Origin of the sequence: Mesorhizobium sp. CA10 (assembly GCF_020165285.1) — a bacterium.
Classification (GTDB): Bacteria; Pseudomonadota; Alphaproteobacteria; order Rhizobiales; family Rhizobiaceae; genus Mesorhizobium.
Genome location: NZ_JAIUHV010000010.1, coordinates 207,781 through 222,936, shown reverse-complemented (window position 1 = coordinate 222,936; position 15,156 = coordinate 207,781). Strand labels below are relative to the sequence as shown.

The window sequence follows — 15,156 nt, the reverse complement described above, 5'->3', positions numbered from 1 at the left end:
GCGTCTACTGATCCTGTTCCTGCAGCGAGACCAGGCCGATATTCTTGTAGCCGGCCGCCGAAATGCGGGCCATCACCTTCATCGCCGTGCCGTAGTCGGTCGACTTGTCGCCGCGGATGAAAATGCGTTCGTCGTAACCGGTCTTCGAGATCGCCTGCAGCTTGGCTACCAGCTCCTCGATCGGGATCTCGGTCTCCTGCAGGAAAATCTTACCCGTCGGATCGATCGAGACGGTGATCGGCTGCGTGTCGACATTCATCGCCTTGGCCTGCGTGTCCGGCAGGTCGATCGGAACCCCGACGGTGAGCAGCGGCGCCGCGACCATGAAGATGATCAACAGCACCAGCATCACATCGACCATCGGCGTGACGTTGATTTCGGACATCAGGGCATGGTGACGGCCGCGCCGCCTATGGCCGCGTCCGCCTCGCCCCGAGCCACTTGCGCCTGCAGCAGACATCCCCATGATCGATCCTCAGCCCTTCTGCGCTACTTTTTCATCGATTTGGCGCGAGAGTATGGCGGAGAACTCGTCCGCGAAGCCTTCCATGCGCATGCCGATCTTGTTCGCGTCCGATGACAGCTTGTTGTAGGCGATAACCGCGGGAATGGCCGCGAGCAGGCCGATCGCGGTGGCGAGCAGCGCCTCGGCGATACCGGGCGCCACCACCGAAAGGCTGGTGTTCTTCGAGGCGGCGATCGCCTGGAACGACGTCATGATGCCGATGACGGTGCCGAACAGCCCGATGAAGGGCGCGGCCGAGCCGGTGGTGGCGAGGAAGCCGAGCCGGCCCTCCAGCTTCTCCATCTCGCGCGTCAGCGCCAAGTCCATCGCCTTATCGATGCGGGTCTGCAGCGCCAGCGCCGATTTCGCGCCCTTTTCGAAACTCTTCTTCCATTCGCGCATGGCGGCGACGAAGATCGCACCCATGCCGGTGGTCTTGCGATCGGCCAGCGTGCGGTAGAGATCCTCCAGCGACTGGCCCGACCAGAACACCTGCTCGAAGCGGTTGAGCGCCAGCCGCATGCGGCTATAGGCGACGAGCTTGTCGATGATGATCGCCCAGGTCCAGATCGAGGCGCAGAGCAGGCCGATCATGACCAGCTTGACCACCCAGCCGGCCTGCATGAATAGGGCCCAGAGCGACAGATGCGCGCCCGGTTCGGCGAGTGCGATATTTTCCATGACTTACGTCCTTAAGATTTTCCGGGCATCGCTGGCGGCTGGCCCATGGGCATTCCTTTGGTCCGATCGCGCGAAGCTAGAAGCTTGCGGATAGCCCCGAATGCACCGTTTCGCGGCCTTTTCGAGGCAAATATTGGTGAAAGGAAGGCGCACGGATTGCGCCAATCTTCGCCAATTCCTTCATGAACCGTTATGGTTAAGGATGGGTTAGGGGATCAGGCGCGGCGCATTGCCGCGCATGGCTGGGGCGGCCGGCAACCGGAGCCGTCCGGTTGAAGCCTTCAAGATGGGCCTCGCGTGGAAGCTTCAGGCTTTTGCCTTCGGCATAAAAGCCGCGATCCATTCCTTTGGGAAACGCTTTGGCCGGCCGCTTTCGCCGACGATCGCCGCTTCGACCTTGGCCTCGACCAGCACATCGCCGCCACGCTTCAATTGCTGGCCCATGAAGATGCGGGCGCCGGAAATATCGTCGGTGCGCGTGTCGATGGTGAGGATATCGTCCATGCGCGCCGGCGAACGGAAGTCGATCTCCATGCGCCGCACCACCCAGACGATGCGCTCGCCATGCTTGCCGTCCAGGAGTTCGGTGTGGTGGACGCCGGTCAGCCTCAGATAGTCGGAGCGGCCGCGTTCGAGGAATTCGAGATAGCGCGCATGATAGACGACCCCGGAGAAATCCGTGTCGGCATAGTAGACCCTCGCCATCAGCCGGTGGCCGAAATCCGTCAGCGCGCCGGAAAGCCCGGCGCCGAGCGCCGCCGATTCACCATGATCGTCCATCGCGCTTTCCTTTTCAGGCCCGAACAGGCACCTAAAGCCCTCGGACTCTAGGCATTTTTCTGTGCGTGTCGTTGTCCCAAACCGCTGCACACTTTTGGGCGACACTGTTTTCGCGCGGGAACGGGATGGCATTGTTGGGCACGATGATCAAGGCCTTGATGGCGGCGCTGCTTGCGCTTGGCCCGCTGGCGTTGCCCGCCGCAGCCGCGACTTTCTCGATGAAGCGCGGCCTCAATCTCGACCAGTGGGTCACCTGGCCGGCCGAGGACAGATGGGGCGAGCGCCAGGCGATCCTGCCTTACCCAGAATGGCGCAAATTCCTCAAGGAGGACGACTTCAAGGCGCTCAAGGGCGCCGGCCTCGACTTCCTGCGCATGCCGGTCGATCCCTCGCCCTTTCTTTCGGACCGCACCACAGCCCTTCGCAACGACCTCTATGCCAGCGTGCTAGATTCCGCTCGCATGATCAACCGTGCCGGCCTGAAGGTGATCGTCGACCTGCATCTGATCCCCGCCGGCGGCAATCGCAAGATCGGCATGAGCGAGGTGGTGCATGACCCGGCCGTCTTCGATGCCTATGCCGAGCTGGTGCGCAAGATGGCGCGGACGCTGGCCAACGAGGATCCGAAGCTTGTCGCGCTGGAACTGATGAACGAGCCGCTGGCCGATTGTGAGGCGAACGGCACCAACCTTTGGCCCGACCGCCAGAAGCAGCTGTTCGCCGCCGCGCGCGCCTCCGCCAACAGGCTCACGCTGGTGCTGAGCGGCGGCTGCTATTCGAACGCGGAGTCGCTGGCCAGGATCGACCCCAAGACGATCGCCGATGACAACATCATCTGGACCTTCCATTCCTACGACCCGTTCCTTTTGACGCATCAGGGCGCAAGCTGGGCAGGCGACTTCATCCCCTACGTAACCGGCCTGCCCTATCCGTTGACGGCTGTCCCGAAGGCGCAACTCGACATGGCGCTGGACGCGATCCGCGATCGGATCAGGGCCGAGGCGCCCTGGGCGCGGCGAAGCGGCTTGCTTGCCTATCTCGACGAGCAGGTGGCGACCATGGACAGTCCTGCAAAGCTGCTTGGCGTGATGGATGCGCCGTTCGCGACGGTCGACGCCTGGGCGAAGGCCAACGGGATCAAGCCGCAGGACATCACGCTCGGTGAATTCGGCATGATCCGCAAGGAATACGGCAACAGCTTCGTCATGCCGGCTGTATATCGCGCAGCCTATGTGCGCGACATGATCGCCCGCGCCGAGGCGCATGGCTTTTCCTGGTCGGTGTGGAGCTATGGCGGCGCCTTCGGCGTCATCGACGCCTTCGACGGCGAGAAGGCCGAGCCGGACGTGATGGAGGTGATCAGGTCGCTGCGCTGAGGCAGCGGGCCGGGCGACGCGCCTCAACCCAGATCGATCTGCAGCATCTCCGGCCGCACCCCGAGACGCACCGGCAGAATGCTGAAGCCCAGCCCGCCCGACACAATCAGGTTGCGGTCATTTTCCACGACATGGCCGTAGGCGAAGCGGTTGCCATAGTCCGAAGGCACGACCGGCGAATAACCAAACAGCCGCACCTGTCCGCCATGCGTGTGGCCGGACAAGGTGAGCGATACCCGCGAGGGCACCTTTGGAAAGATGTCCGGTTCATGTGCAAGCAGGATGATCGGCTCGCTCCCCTGGATCTTGGCCAAGGTGCCCGGGAGATCGTCGAAGCCCTGGAAACTGTCGCGTCCCTTGGCCTTGTTCGGCAGCAGCGCGAGTTGATCGGCTAGCCCGGCGATCCAGAGACCATGCCCGTCCTTTTCCACCCGCACGACGTCGTTTTCCAGCACCGGGATGCCGACATGCTCGAGCGCCTTGCGCGACTGGGTCGGGCCGGCTTCCGCTCGCTGGGCGAAGAAATCCGTCCACCAATCGTGATTGCCGAGGATCGACAGCACGCCGAGCGGCGCCTTTAGCCCCGACAATGCCTCGGCCCACTCCTCCACCCGCACCCGGCCCGTCACCAGCTTTGTCCCGGCGGTATAGTCACCGAGCAGCACGATCAGATCCGGCTGCAACGCGTTGGCCTCCTCGGCAAGCGCTGCGATCCGTTCCGGCGTCATCCAGGGCCGGCAGGAGTGGATATCGGCAAGCGCCACGACGCGCAGCTTGAGCCCGGCCGGCCAGTGCGGCGGCGTCAATGTGTAGCGCTTCACATGGGTGAGCAGCATCGGCTCGATGCCGACCGCATAGGCGCTGAGCGACACCATAGCGAAGGCCGAGCCGCCGACAAGGCGCAGGAAAGCGCGTCTGGTGATCATAGGTCGCCCCAAGCCCTAGGACTGCGTCAGATAGCCTATCTTAAAGGATGCAATTGCGCCCTCAGTCGGGCCGAGGCGCGCAGATTCTGCGCAGATGGACCGTTGCGCCGCCGAAACGGCGAACAAATCTGCGTTACTCTTCCTGGAACAGGCTGATCTGCTGCTGGGCGATATCCTTCGGCGGGTCGAGACCGAGATGGCGCCAGGCGTTGGCGGTCAGCACGCGACCGCGCGGCGTGCGCTGGATGAAGCCCTGCTGGATCAGGTAAGGCTCGATGATGTCCTCGATCGCGTCGCGCGGCTCGGAGAGTCCGGCCGCGATCGTCTCGATGCCGACCGGGCCGCCGCCGAAATTGCGCGCGATCATCGACAGATAGCGGCGGTCGAGCGCGTCGAGGCCGAGCGCATCGACCTCCAGCCTGGTCAGCGCCTCGTCGGCGATCCTCCTGTCGACATGACCGTCGCCGGCGACCGAAGCAAAATCGCGCACCCGGCGCAGCAGTCTGCCGGCGATGCGCGGTGTGCCGCGCGCGCGGCGCGCGATCTCCACCGCCCCATCGTCGCCGAGCGGCATCGACAGGATGCGGGCGCCGCGGCGCACGATCTGCTCCAGCTCCTCGACCGTGTAGAAATTGAGCCGGACCGGAATGCCGAAACGATCGCGCAACGGATTGGTCAGCAGGCCGAGCCTCGTCGTTGCCGCGACCAGCGTGAAACGGGCAAGGTCGATCTTGACCGACCGCGCCGCCGGCCCCTCGCCGATGATGAGATCGAGCTGGAAATCCTCCATTGCCGGATAGAGGATTTCCTCGACCGCCGGGTTGAGGCGATGGATCTCGTCGATGAAAAGGACGTCGCGCTCCTCGAGATTGGTGAGCAGCGCGGCCAAATCGCCCGCCTTGGCGATGACCGGACCCGAGGTCGAGCGGAAATTGACGCCGAGCTCGCGCGCCATGATCTGCGCCAGCGTCGTCTTGCCGAGCCCCGGCGGCCCGACGAACAGCACATGGTCGAGCGCCTCGCCGCGGCTCTTGGCTGCATCGACGAAGACCTTCAGATTGGCACGCACCGCCGCCTGGCCGACGAATTCGTCGAGCGACTGCGGCCGCAAGGTCTGGTCGGCATCCTCGCCACGCTTGTCGGGGGCAATGAGGCGGGGCGAAAGGGTCATGCCGCCTTCCTTGCATAGGACCAATGGCGGGACAAGCGTCGCTTCACCGCGCCAGTTCCTTCAGGCCGAAGCGGATGAGCTTGGACGCATCCGCGCCCTCGCCGGCCGACTTCAGCGCCGCGGCAACCGCGTTCGCTGCGATGTCGCGCGAATAGCCGAGATTGACGAGCGCCGAGACCGCATCGGTGATCGGTGCGGCCGCGACGCCTTCGCCAAGCTCCTGCTTGAGCCCGATCGTACCGCTGGCCGCGCCCGCATAGGCAGGCGCCTTGGTGCGCAGTTCGGTGACGATGCGCTCGGCCACCTTCTTGCCGACGCCGGGCGCGCGCGAAACCATGGCGATGTCGCGCAGCGCGATCGCATTGGCGAGGTCGGCCGGCGCCAGCGTCGATAGGATGGCCAGCGCCACCTTGGCGCCGACGCCCTGGACATTGTTCATCAAGAGGCGAAACCACTCGCGCTCCAGCCCGGTCTGGAAGCCATAGAGCCGGATCATGTCCTCGCGCACATAGGTCTCGATGAACAGCACCACCGCCTCGCCGGGCGAGGGCAAGGCGGCCAGCGTGCGCGCCGAACAGTGCGCGACATAGCCGACGCCATGCACGTCGATGACGCAGCTATCTTCGTCGATCTCGTCCAGCGTGCCTTTCAGCTTGCCGATCATGATTGTCCCCTCACGCCAGCGCGGCCATGCGGTAGGCTGTGCTCGGGCGGTGATGCGCATGGCAGATGGCGATGGCCAGAGCGTCGGCGGCGTCGTCGGTGTCGAAGACAGCCTTCGGCATCAGCACCTTCACCATCATGTGGATCTGCTTCTTCTCGCCGTGGCCGACGCCGATAACCGCCTTCTTGACGGCATTGGGGGCATATTCGGCCACCACCAGCCCGGCGCGCGCCGGCACCAGCATGGCGATGCCGCGCGCCTGGCCGAGCTTCAGCGTCGCCGTCGCGTCCTTGTTGACGAAAGTCTGCTCGACCGCAGCCTCATGCGGCATGGCCTGGTGCAGCACCTCGGCCAAGCCATCATGCAGCTGGCAGAGTCTTGTCGCCAGCGACTCCTTCTCGTCGGACCGCACCGTGCCGGATGCGATGAAGCGCAGCGAATTGCCCACGCTGTCGATAATACCCCAACCGGTGCGCCTCAGGCCCGGATCGATGCCGATGATGCGAATCGCTTCCCCCATGCGCCAAGTCTAGCCGTGGCGGCAAGCGATGTCAGCAAAATGTGAACAAACCGGAAACAATTGCAATCTCGGCTATGCGCCGTTTCCGTACAACAACAGGGAGATGCCTAATTCGTCACGCGGCGGATGGTTTTCGACAGTCGCGTGAGAAATGCTGGCCTGGACGATGCGACCAGCTTCCACGCCAGGACTGCATTGCCCATGCGCCGCGGCAGGATTCCGATGCAAAGGAACCAGGCCGCCAGAGCAGCCCGACGCCGCCAGGATGCGTTCATTTCCAGGCTGGCGGCGGCGCCCGCTCTTGCCAGTCCCAGCCGGGAGTCGGTGGCGACCGGATGCTGGGGCTCGTCGACGCAGAGCGAAGCCAGCCGCTCTTCCAGATGCACCGGATCGCGAAGGCCGGCATCCGGCGGCACGGTCAAGCCGATCTCGGCCGCCCGGTCGGACAAGGCTTCGAGACGCCGGAAATCATGCTGCACGCGCCAACGCGCCCGCTCGGCAAGCTTTTCGGCAAAGATCGAATGATTGGAGCCGTGGATGCGGTAGGCGCCAAGGCAGGTATCGATGGATTTCACCTCTCCGTGCAGCGGCGCCAGGGTTGCGAGATAGCCGTCGGCGCCTTGCCGGAAATCGCTTTCAGGCATCGGCATTATCGTTTCCAGCGCCTCGCGGTCGAACGCCAGCCCGCTTGTCACCGTCGTACGGTACCGCCCCTTGCGCAGCAATTCCGGCACCACGTCGCCTGAATCGAACGGCTGTTCCGGCGGTGGAAAGACATCCTTGATATGCTGGTCCTCATCAACGAGATGCAATCTGAATTGCGCTTGGGCGACATCCGCATCCCACTCGTCCAGAACCTCGGAGACGGCGTTCGGATAGAGATAGTCGTCGGCGTCGAGGAAAAGGACGATCTCTCCGGTGCTCGCCTCGAACCCGGTATTGAACGCAGCCGCATGTCCGCCATTCCTGCGCCTGAGGCACGGACGTATTTTGTCGCCGTAGGATTCGATCACGGCCACCGATGCATCCGTCGATGCGTCGTCGACGACGACGACCTCGACATTTCGGTGGTCCTGCTCCAACGCGCTGTCGATGGCGCGTCCTAGAAACTGTTCGTAATTGTAGTTGGGGATGATGATCGATACCGGGATGCGGTCCAATGGCGAATGCACGGGGTCAAGCCTCGCAATCTGCTTTGGTCACAGTGACGGTGGTTTTCTTGCAGGACCGGCTCGGGTCGACCCGGCTGCGGCGAACGGCTCCAACTAGGGGCCTATCGCTTCAAGGCAAGTGTGATCTTTCCCGCGGAGGCCGGCATAGCCTTCAATACGATGACGGCCGCCGCAATATCGAAGAGCACTCGGAATCACAGGTGTCGACCTGCGCGCCGCTACCGCTATCGTTTTTTGCAAACGCGGGTTCAGCCGCGCGCGAACGCCGTGTTCAAAAGACTGATCTGGTCGGACACCGGATTGGCACGCCGGCTGGGCGCGTGCGTCTCGCTGATGACGCCGCCATAGATTTCCTCGTCCATGCGCCGCACCAGCGACTGCAGGCGCAGCGAGCGCGTCACGAGGTCCAGAAAATCCTTGGGCAGCTCGTTCCAGCCAAGCGCCTCGTCATGCGCGGACGCGGTGTCGAGACGCACCTTGGATTTCTCCGAAGCAACTTGGTCGCGCGTCATCTCGCCGGAATTCGCCGCCCGCTGCAAAAGCAGCCAGGAGGCGACCTGCATAAGCCTTGTGGTCAGCCGCATCGATTCGGCCGCATAGAGCGTCGCTGCCGTGCGCGACAATTTCTTGGCTTCGAGCCTGCCCTTGCCATCGAGATATTCGGCGGCCTGTTCGACCAGCCCCATGCCTTCCTGGTAAAGCGGCTTGAAGGATTGAGAGAAAACCCGGCGCTCCGCCAGTTTTATGGTTTTCGCGCTGCCCTTCGAAGGCTCGTTCATCGATACGCCCCTGCACTGCCGCAAGCCGATTCGGCATCCTTGCCGACGCGGCCCGCACCCTAAATGACTGAGGCTTGAAAATGCGCTTCGATGCCAATGAAGGCAAGCGCATGTTTAACAAACGGTTAACGCCGGGCCGCTTCCGGCCATCCGCAAGCGGATGGCATCAGCCAGCCGGCAGCGGATAAAAAAAGAGCCGCGGATAAGGCGGCTCTCAGGAGTTTAACAGGGAGGCGTCAAACAAAGTGGCTCCAACCACTCGGTAAGAATCCAGCAAAACTGGATGGGTGTAGTAAACGCCTGTAAAGCTTAATGAACCCTTAACGCGGCGCCGATTTTTTAAGCGAACGCGCTTTCCTGTGCCGGAACAGGACAGCGGATTCGCCGCTCGGGATCGTCCGAGCACCGGATTTCGGGCGCCGATCGTGGCGGCCGTAACATCTTTGCTGCTGCCGCGGCATCATTCCGAAACACGCGCCACGCAAAAGGCCGCTCCACAAAGGCGGCGCGCAAATCCGCGCCGCTTGAAATCAGGCAGGATATCCGGAGCAAACCATGGATTGGTATTCGATCGTCAAATTCCTTCACGTCGTCTCGGCTATTTTGTGGGTCGGCGGCGGCTTCGTGCTGTTCCTGCTCGGCGTACTGGCCGAGCGCGCCGGCAACATCGAGGACAAGCTGCTGGCTATACGCGCCAGCGGACAGCTCGGCGGCCGGTTCTTCGCGCCGATGTCGATGCTGACGCTGGTCTTTGGCCTCATCATGTGCGGCTTCTGGGTCGGCTTTGCCGACCTGTGGATCGTCATCGGCCTCGTCGGCTATGCCACGACCTTCTCGATCGGCATGCTGATCTTCAAGCCGACCGGCGAGCGCATGGGCGCCATGATCGCCGAGCAGGGCGTGACGCCGGCCGCCCTCTCCATCGGCCAGCGCATGATGAACTGGGCGCGCCTCGATTATGCGGTGATGCTGGTGATCATCGCCGACATGGTGCTGAAGCCCACTTTGCACGACGTCGGCATTCTTGCCGGCATGGCGATGGTGGTCGCGCTGGGCGCCGCGCTCGCCTTCGGCGGCAGCCGCCAGATGGTGCCGAGCGCCGCGTGACATTAAGGCGCTCGCCCGAAGGCGCGTTGAGATTCAGGTCAGACCGAGTCGAAAATGGTGATTTCCGAGAACCGGAGCGGAGCGTACTTAAAGTACGTGAGCACCGGAAGCGCAGGAAATCTCCCATTTGCAGGCCGGCCTCACCTGAATATCGACGCGCCTCACATCAGGCCGATAATGCCATCCCATAGCAGCTTGACGGCGACCACCGCGACGGTGGCGTAGGTGAACGGATAGAAGATCTCCGGCCGCATGCGCCGCACCAGCCACGCGCCGGCGATGGTCGACAGCGGCGCCAGCGGCATCAGCACCGCCGAAGCGGTGAGATTGGTGGTGTCGAACTGGCCGAGCGCGAAATAGGGGATGAGCTTCAGCGCATTGGTGGCGGCAAAGAAGATTGCCGCGGTGCCCGACAGCACTTTCGGATCGAGCCGAATCGGCAGCGCATAGACCTGGAAGGGCGGGCCGCCGACATGGGCGACGAAGCTGGTGAAGCCTGCGACAGTGCCCCAGAAGGCGGCGGCAATGCGGTTCGGTTCCGCCACATGGTCGGCGCCGTGACGGAACTGCAGGTAGATCCAGCGCAGCACGAACACCAGCGCGACGGCGCCGACGATCAGCTGCACCATCTCCTCAGTGACCAAAGCCGCGGTCAGCCAGCCGAGCGCGATGCCGATGACGGCGCCGGGCATCATGTCGACCAGCATCCTGCGGTCGTGGATGCCCCACCAGGCCCACACTGAAACCACGTCCATCAGGCACAGGATCGGCAGCAGGATGGCGGCCGCCTGAACCGGCGGGATGGTCAGAGCCATCAACGGCACGCCGACGAAACCGACGGCGCCGCCGAAGCCGCCTTTCGATAGGCCGACAAGGATTACCGCCGGAATGGCGGCAGCATAGAACCACGGGTCGCTGAGCAGGCCTGACATCGGCAAAGGAAGGTTGGAGAGGGCGGGAATTCAGCCATAGCGCAGAACGGCGCCGCCGGGATAGTCATTTAATGCCGGCGCCGCTATTGCCGGCCCGATATCGACGTGCGCGACGATGCTCGACCGGTCCTCATCCGCCGCATAGCCGACTGTTCAAGCCGCTCCCTTTGCTCTATGCCGCAATGCAACCATCTTCGCCCGGCATAGGCGAAACCGGGATCGAAGGCCAATGAACGAAGCAACTCCTCCCAACCGCTGCCGCATCGTGCTGATCGCGCCGCCGCTCGTGCCGGCGGAGCAAATCTGCGCGGCGTTCGACGGTGGCGACGTCGCCTCGTTGATCCTGCCCGACAACGGCATGGACGATGCCTCCTTCCAGGCCTTCGCCGAAAGGATCGTGCCGATCGCTCAAAGTGCCGGCGTCGCCGTCATCATCGCCGGCGACAGCCGCATCGCCGGGCGCGTCCAGGCCGATGGCATCCATGTCGAAGTGAAGCCCGCGGAACTCGCCGAGACGATCGAGCGGGTGGCCGGCAAGATGATGGTCGGCGCCGGCGGCGCCAAGACGCGCGACGAGGCGCTGGAGCTCGGCGAGGAGCGGCCCGACTATATGTTCTTCGGCCGTTTCGGCTATGACAACAAGCCGGAGCCGCACCACCGCAACCTCGCGCTGGGCGAATGGTGGGCGGAGATGATTTCGATCCCCTGCATCGTCATGGCCGGCTCCGAGCTTGCCTCCGTCGAGACGGTGGCCGCGACCGGCGCCGAGTTCGTGGCGCTGTCCAGCGCCGTCTTTGCCGACGGACGCGACCCGCGCGCCGCGATCGCCGCTGCCAACGCGTTGCTCGATGAAACCGCGCCGCGTTTCGAGGACTGACATGCGCCTGCGTGGCCTTTGCCTGACGGTTCTGGCCGGCTTGTTTGCGCAGGCCGCGATGGCGGCTGAGACCGTCCCGCAGCCGCGGCCGGAGACGAGCGCACCGGATAAGAGCGCACCCGACGCAGCCAAGCCGGATGCAAGCACGCCAGATGCTGGCACGCCGGATAAGGACACGCCGGATAAGGGCAAACCGGACACAGCCGCGCCGAACGCCGGCGCGCCGGATCCGAGCAGGTTCGGTACCGGCGCGCATATCGACAAGCCGATCCAAAACACCTTGCCGCAACCGGCGACCATGACGCCGCCATCGGCCGACGCCGTCAATCCCGACCGCTTCGGCGCCAAGCAGCCGGACGCCGCCTACGGCGCCTTCCAGCGCGGGCTTTACAAGACCGCCTACAACCTCGCCATGGAGCGCGCCAAGAACGGCGATCCGGCGGCCGAGACGCTCGTGGCCGAAATCCTGTCGCGTGGGCTGGGTGTGCCGCTCAATCCGGCCGAGGCCGCGAAATGGTATGCGCTGGCCGCCGAACAGGGCGTGCCGGAGGCTCAGTTCCAATACGCGCTGGCGCTGCTGGACGGCCGCTATGTGAAGAAGGACGAAAAGGCCGCTTTCGCGCTGATGCAGGCCGCGGCCGAGGCCGGCAACCGGCTTGCCCAGTTCAACTTCGCCCAGTTGCTCGTCCAGCAGGATCCCGGCGACCACGGCCTTGTGAAGGCCGCCGCCTATTACGAACGCGCCGCCGCCACCGGACTTGCCGATGCGCAATATGCGCTGGCGCAGCTCTACGCCAATGGCGTCGGTGGCAAGCCGCATGACGACGCCCAGGCGCGTCTTCTCCTGGCACAGGCCGCAAGACAGAACTACGACACCGCGCAGATCGACCTCGCCGCCTGGATGATCGAGGGGCGCGGCGGCGGGCGCGACTTGAAATCGGGCTTTGGCTGGATGAAACGGGCGGCGGAAGGCGGCAACGTCGCCGCCCAGAACCGTCTCGCCAAGCTCTATATGGGCGGCATCGGCACCGATCCGGACCTGATCCTTGCCGGCGCCTGGTACATCGTCGCCCGCCGCGCCGGGCTGATCGATCCGCAGATGGACGATTTCCTGCAGGGCCTCGACGACGATCAGACCAAGCAGGCGCTGCAGAAGGCAAATCGCCTGCCTTGACGCATGGCGTCACGGACAGCATGTCCGGGCCGCCTTGGGCTCCCTCCCTTGCCTCCCCGGGCAATTTGTGGTCTTGGAGGCGCCAAATCGCGACCCGCGCCAGAAAAATCTCATTCCGGATCAGTTCATCATGGCCAAGATCAGTGGCAACGAAATCCGTCCCGGCTATGTCATCGAGCACGATGGCGGGCTTTGGGTGGCGGTCAAGACCAACACCGTCAAGCCGGGCAAAGGCGGCGCCTACAATCAGGTCGAGCTGAAGAACCTGATCAACGGCACCAAGCTCAACGAGCGCTTCCGCTCGGCCGAGACCGTCGAGCAGATCCGGCTCGACCTGAAGGATTTTTCGTTCCTCTACGAGCAGGGCGACGCGCTGGTCTTCATGGATACAGAAAGTTACGAGCAGCTTGAGCTGGCGAAAGACTTCGTCGGCGAGCGCGCCGCCTTCCTGCAGGACGGCATGATGGTGACGGTGCAGCTTTACGAGGAGCGCCCGATCGGCATTTCGCTGCCCGACCAGGTGACGCTGGCCATCACGGAGGCCGACCCGGTGGTGCGGGGCCAGACGGCCGCCTCCTCCTACAAGCCGGCGGTGCTGGAGAACGGCATCCGCGTGCTCGTGCCGCCCTTCATCTCGGCCGGCGAGCGCATCATCGTCGACACCAACGAAATCACCTACGTGCGCCGCGCGGATTAACGGCAAGAAAGCAGGAAGAAAAAATGGCGCGTTCCGCTCTCCTCAACGTCATGGTCCAGGCTGCGATGAAGGCCGGCCGCTCGTTGTCGCGCGACTTCGGCGAGGTGCAGAACCTGCAGGTCTCGATGAAGGGACCGGGCGACTATGTCAGCCAGGCCGACCGCAAGGCCGAAGAGATCGTCTTCGCCGAGCTTTCCAAGGCGCGGCCGGGCTATGCCTTCCTGATGGAGGAGCGCGGCGCCGTCGAAGGCGAGGACGCTCAGCACCGCTGGCTCGTCGATCCGCTCGACGGCACCACCAACTTCCTGCACGGCATTCCGCTCTTCTCGGTGTCGATCGCGCTCGAGCGCCAGGGCCAGATCGTCGCCGGTGTCGTCTACAATCCGGCGATGGACGAGCTCTACACGGCCGAGCGCGGCGGCGGCGCCTTCATGAACGACCGGCGGTTGCGTGTTGCTGGCCGCTCCAAGCTGACCGACGCGGTGATTGGCTGCGGCGTGCCGCATCTCGGCCGCGGCCAGCACGGCAATTTCCTGATCGAGCTGCGCAACGTCATGGCCGAAGTCTCCGGCGTCCGCCGCCTGGGCTCGGCGGCGCTCGACCTTGCCTATGTTGCGGCCGGACGCATGGATGGTTTCTGGGAGACCGGCCTGTCGTCCTGGGACATCGCCGCGGGCATTCTTCTGGTGCGCGAAGCCGGCGGCTTCGTCTCCGACATGGATGGCGGACAGGGCATGCTGGACAGCGGCGAGGTCGTCGCCGGCAACGAGCTCATTCAGCGCGCATTGCTGAAAACCGTGAAGAAGCCATTGGCTGCTCGCTGACCAATGCATGTCGCCCAGAACTGTGCAGCGGTTCTGGGGCAACGACATCAAAACGAAGACTTAAAGCGCGTCGCCTGAATCCGGTCCAGCGCGACGCGCTTTAAGGCGTTCTTTGCGTCGAAAGGACGCGCGGCTTTGGTCGCAAAACCGCAACCGAAGCTTGAAATACTGGTCCGCGACTGCCCAGATTAGGCGTTGCAGGATCATTCATGAACGACGCGCATCCAGATACAAAGCTTGAGATCCCCTTTGTCGGGCGCTGGCACTATTCGCGCGCCGAAATGATCGCCGACGGCATCGTTCACGCGGTGGGCATCGTGCTGGCGATCGCCGCCGGCTCGACTTTCCTGGCCCTGGCCGCCTTCCACTCCGGCCCGGGCGAATATGTCGCCGCGGTGTTCTATGTGGTGTCGCTGCTCATCGTGCTCTCGGTTTCGCTGGCCTATAATCTGTGGCCGGTCTCATGGCCGGCGAAATGGATCCTGCGCCGCTTCGACCATGCCGCGATCTATCTCCTGATCGCCGCCACCTACACGCCCTTCCTCGCCCAGCTCGACAACTCGCCGCTGGCGCTGCCCATGATCGTCATCGTATGGAGCGCGGCAGCGGCCGGCATCGCCATCAAGATGTTCTTGCCCGGCCGGTACGACCGGCTGGCGATCGTCTTCTATCTCGCCATCGGCTGGAGCGGCGTCGTGCTGGCCGGACCGCTGGTCGAGACGCTGCCGACGACCTCGGTCGCGCTGCTTGTCGCCGGCGGCATCGTCTATTCCTGCGGCGTCGTCTTCTTCGCCTGGAAGGGCCTGCGCTTTCACAATGCCGTCTGGCATGGGTTCGTCGTCGCCGGCGCCGGCCTCCATCTGGCCGCCATGGTTGACTGCCTCGTCGTTAACCGGTTTTAGCCCTTTGGCGCGGGCCTATCGGCCATATTGCCAAGCGCCATTCAATTTGGTCACAATTCCGTTTAGAGT

General features: G+C 64.0%; 17 protein-coding genes. 7 read left to right on the top strand and 10 right to left on the bottom strand.

Translation table 11 applies throughout. The features are described from left to right. Positions 1-4 precede the first annotated feature (4 nt). The 3 genes from tolR to ybgC all read right to left on the bottom strand — a co-directional run bounded on the left by tolR (position 5) and on the right by ybgC (position 1,966). Positions 5-466: a protein TolR gene (gene tolR / locus LB535_RS21390; protein ID WP_411969598.1), complete on the bottom strand. Its 462-nt coding sequence runs from the start codon at positions 464-466 to the stop codon at positions 5-7. 9 nt (positions 467-475) lie between these two features. Beyond that, the gene (gene tolQ / locus LB535_RS21385; protein WP_095767277.1) at positions 476-1,186 is read right to left on the bottom strand and encodes a protein TolQ; all 711 of its coding nucleotides are present in this window, start codon (positions 1,184-1,186) and stop codon (positions 476-478) included. Between the two features lie 306 nt (positions 1,187-1,492). Then, positions 1,493-1,966, bottom strand: coding sequence for a tol-pal system-associated acyl-CoA thioesterase (ybgC, locus tag LB535_RS21380; protein ID WP_095767276.1), 474 nt, complete (start codon positions 1,964-1,966; stop codon positions 1,493-1,495). A gap of 125 nt (positions 1,967-2,091) precedes the next feature. Here ybgC and LB535_RS21375 point away from each other — a divergent pair, with 125 nt between their 5' ends. Continuing rightward, positions 2,092-3,342 (top strand): glycoside hydrolase family 5 protein, encoded by a 1,251-nt coding sequence (locus tag LB535_RS21375; protein ID WP_224633591.1) that lies wholly within the window; start codon positions 2,092-2,094, stop codon positions 3,340-3,342. A 23-nt stretch (positions 3,343-3,365) separates the two neighbouring features. On the opposite strand, the gene LB535_RS21370 is transcribed toward LB535_RS21375, so the two are convergent. The 6 genes from LB535_RS21370 to LB535_RS21345 all read right to left on the bottom strand — a co-directional run bounded on the left by LB535_RS21370 (position 3,366) and on the right by LB535_RS21345 (position 8,574). Further along, on the bottom strand, positions 3,366-4,268 hold the full coding sequence (locus tag LB535_RS21370) for a metallophosphoesterase (RefSeq protein ID WP_224633590.1): 903 nt from the start codon (positions 4,266-4,268) through the stop codon (positions 3,366-3,368). Positions 4,269-4,401: 133 nt separating this feature from the next. Continuing rightward, on the bottom strand, positions 4,402-5,439 hold the full coding sequence (gene ruvB / locus LB535_RS21365; RefSeq protein WP_224528031.1) for a Holliday junction branch migration DNA helicase RuvB: 1,038 nt from the start codon (positions 5,437-5,439) through the stop codon (positions 4,402-4,404). Between the two features lie 43 nt (positions 5,440-5,482). Further along, the gene (ruvA, locus tag LB535_RS21360; RefSeq protein ID WP_224633589.1) at positions 5,483-6,103 is read right to left on the bottom strand and encodes a Holliday junction branch migration protein RuvA; all 621 of its coding nucleotides are present in this window, start codon (positions 6,101-6,103) and stop codon (positions 5,483-5,485) included. A 10-nt stretch (positions 6,104-6,113) separates the two neighbouring features. After that, positions 6,114-6,623: a crossover junction endodeoxyribonuclease RuvC gene (ruvC, locus tag LB535_RS21355; protein ID WP_224608830.1), complete on the bottom strand. Its 510-nt coding sequence runs from the start codon at positions 6,621-6,623 to the stop codon at positions 6,114-6,116. 107 nt (positions 6,624-6,730) lie between these two features. Continuing rightward, positions 6,731-7,795, bottom strand: coding sequence for a glycosyltransferase family 2 protein (locus LB535_RS21350; RefSeq protein WP_224633588.1), 1,065 nt, complete (start codon positions 7,793-7,795; stop codon positions 6,731-6,733). A gap of 248 nt (positions 7,796-8,043) precedes the next feature. After that, positions 8,044-8,574: a DUF1465 family protein gene (locus LB535_RS21345; RefSeq protein ID WP_095767267.1), complete on the bottom strand. Its 531-nt coding sequence runs from the start codon at positions 8,572-8,574 to the stop codon at positions 8,044-8,046. 555 nt (positions 8,575-9,129) lie between these two features. Here LB535_RS21345 and LB535_RS21340 point away from each other — a divergent pair. Continuing rightward, on the top strand, positions 9,130-9,681 hold the full coding sequence (locus tag LB535_RS21340) for a DUF2269 family protein (RefSeq protein ID WP_140841692.1): 552 nt from the start codon (positions 9,130-9,132) through the stop codon (positions 9,679-9,681). A 161-nt stretch (positions 9,682-9,842) separates the two neighbouring features. On the opposite strand, the gene LB535_RS21335 is transcribed toward LB535_RS21340, so the two are convergent. Continuing rightward, positions 9,843-10,613 carry a sulfite exporter TauE/SafE family protein gene (locus tag LB535_RS21335; RefSeq protein ID WP_224633587.1) on the bottom strand — a complete coding sequence of 257 codons (771 nt, stop codon included), beginning with the start codon at positions 10,611-10,613 and terminating at the stop codon, positions 9,843-9,845. A 229-nt stretch (positions 10,614-10,842) separates the two neighbouring features. Between LB535_RS21335 and LB535_RS21330 the strand changes: the two genes are divergently transcribed. The 5 genes from LB535_RS21330 (at position 10,843) to trhA (ending at position 15,087) form a co-directional block, all read left to right on the top strand. After that, on the top strand, positions 10,843-11,490 hold the full coding sequence (locus tag LB535_RS21330; RefSeq protein WP_140841696.1) for a thiamine phosphate synthase: 648 nt from the start codon (positions 10,843-10,845) through the stop codon (positions 11,488-11,490). Position 11,491: 1 nt separating this feature from the next. Beyond that, positions 11,492-12,664: a tetratricopeptide repeat protein gene (locus LB535_RS21325; RefSeq protein ID WP_224633586.1), complete on the top strand. Its 1,173-nt coding sequence runs from the start codon at positions 11,492-11,494 to the stop codon at positions 12,662-12,664. A gap of 130 nt (positions 12,665-12,794) precedes the next feature. Beyond that, positions 12,795-13,361, top strand: coding sequence for an elongation factor P (efp, locus tag LB535_RS21320; protein ID WP_095767538.1), 567 nt, complete (start codon positions 12,795-12,797; stop codon positions 13,359-13,361). Between the two features lie 23 nt (positions 13,362-13,384). After that, complete coding sequence (locus tag LB535_RS21315) at positions 13,385-14,185, top strand: inositol monophosphatase family protein (protein ID WP_140841698.1); 801 nt, start codon at positions 13,385-13,387, stop codon at positions 14,183-14,185. Between the two features lie 209 nt (positions 14,186-14,394). Beyond that, on the top strand, positions 14,395-15,087 hold the full coding sequence (gene trhA / locus LB535_RS21310; protein WP_224633585.1) for a PAQR family membrane homeostasis protein TrhA: 693 nt from the start codon (positions 14,395-14,397) through the stop codon (positions 15,085-15,087). Positions 15,088-15,156: the final 69 nt, after the last annotated feature.

Bases quoted from the DNA above. Each gene is read 5' to 3' on its own strand.
- LB535_RS21340 (WP_140841692.1), top strand. From the start codon at position 9,130: ATGGATTGGTATTCGATCGTCAAATTCCTTCACGTCGTCTCGGCTATT.
- trhA (WP_224633585.1), top strand. From the start codon at position 14,395: ATGAACGACGCGCATCCAGATACAAAGCTTGAGATCCCCTTTGTCGGG.
- LB535_RS21330 (WP_140841696.1), top strand. From the start codon at position 10,843: ATGAACGAAGCAACTCCTCCCAACCGCTGCCGCATCGTGCTGATCGCG.
- LB535_RS21325 (WP_224633586.1), top strand. From the start codon at position 11,492: ATGCGCCTGCGTGGCCTTTGCCTGACGGTTCTGGCCGGCTTGTTTGCG.
- LB535_RS21345 (WP_095767267.1), bottom strand. From the start codon at position 8,574: ATGAACGAGCCTTCGAAGGGCAGCGCGAAAACCATAAAACTGGCGGAG.
- LB535_RS21315 (WP_140841698.1), top strand. From the start codon at position 13,385: ATGGCGCGTTCCGCTCTCCTCAACGTCATGGTCCAGGCTGCGATGAAG.
- LB535_RS21375 (WP_224633591.1), top strand. From the start codon at position 2,092: ATGGCATTGTTGGGCACGATGATCAAGGCCTTGATGGCGGCGCTGCTT.
- tolR (WP_411969598.1), bottom strand. From the start codon at position 466: ATGGGGATGTCTGCTGCAGGCGCAAGTGGCTCGGGGCGAGGCGGACGC.
- ruvC (WP_224608830.1), bottom strand. From the start codon at position 6,623: ATGGGGGAAGCGATTCGCATCATCGGCATCGATCCGGGCCTGAGGCGC.
- tolQ (WP_095767277.1), bottom strand. From the start codon at position 1,186: ATGGAAAATATCGCACTCGCCGAACCGGGCGCGCATCTGTCGCTCTGG.
- LB535_RS21335 (WP_224633587.1), bottom strand. From the start codon at position 10,613: ATGTCAGGCCTGCTCAGCGACCCGTGGTTCTATGCTGCCGCCATTCCG.
- efp (WP_095767538.1), top strand. From the start codon at position 12,795: ATGGCCAAGATCAGTGGCAACGAAATCCGTCCCGGCTATGTCATCGAG.
- ruvB (WP_224528031.1), bottom strand. From the start codon at position 5,439: ATGACCCTTTCGCCCCGCCTCATTGCCCCCGACAAGCGTGGCGAGGAT.
- ruvA (WP_224633589.1), bottom strand. From the start codon at position 6,103: ATGATCGGCAAGCTGAAAGGCACGCTGGACGAGATCGACGAAGATAGC.
- ybgC (WP_095767276.1), bottom strand. From the start codon at position 1,966: ATGGACGATCATGGTGAATCGGCGGCGCTCGGCGCCGGGCTTTCCGGC.
- LB535_RS21370 (WP_224633590.1), bottom strand. From the start codon at position 4,268: ATGATCACCAGACGCGCTTTCCTGCGCCTTGTCGGCGGCTCGGCCTTC.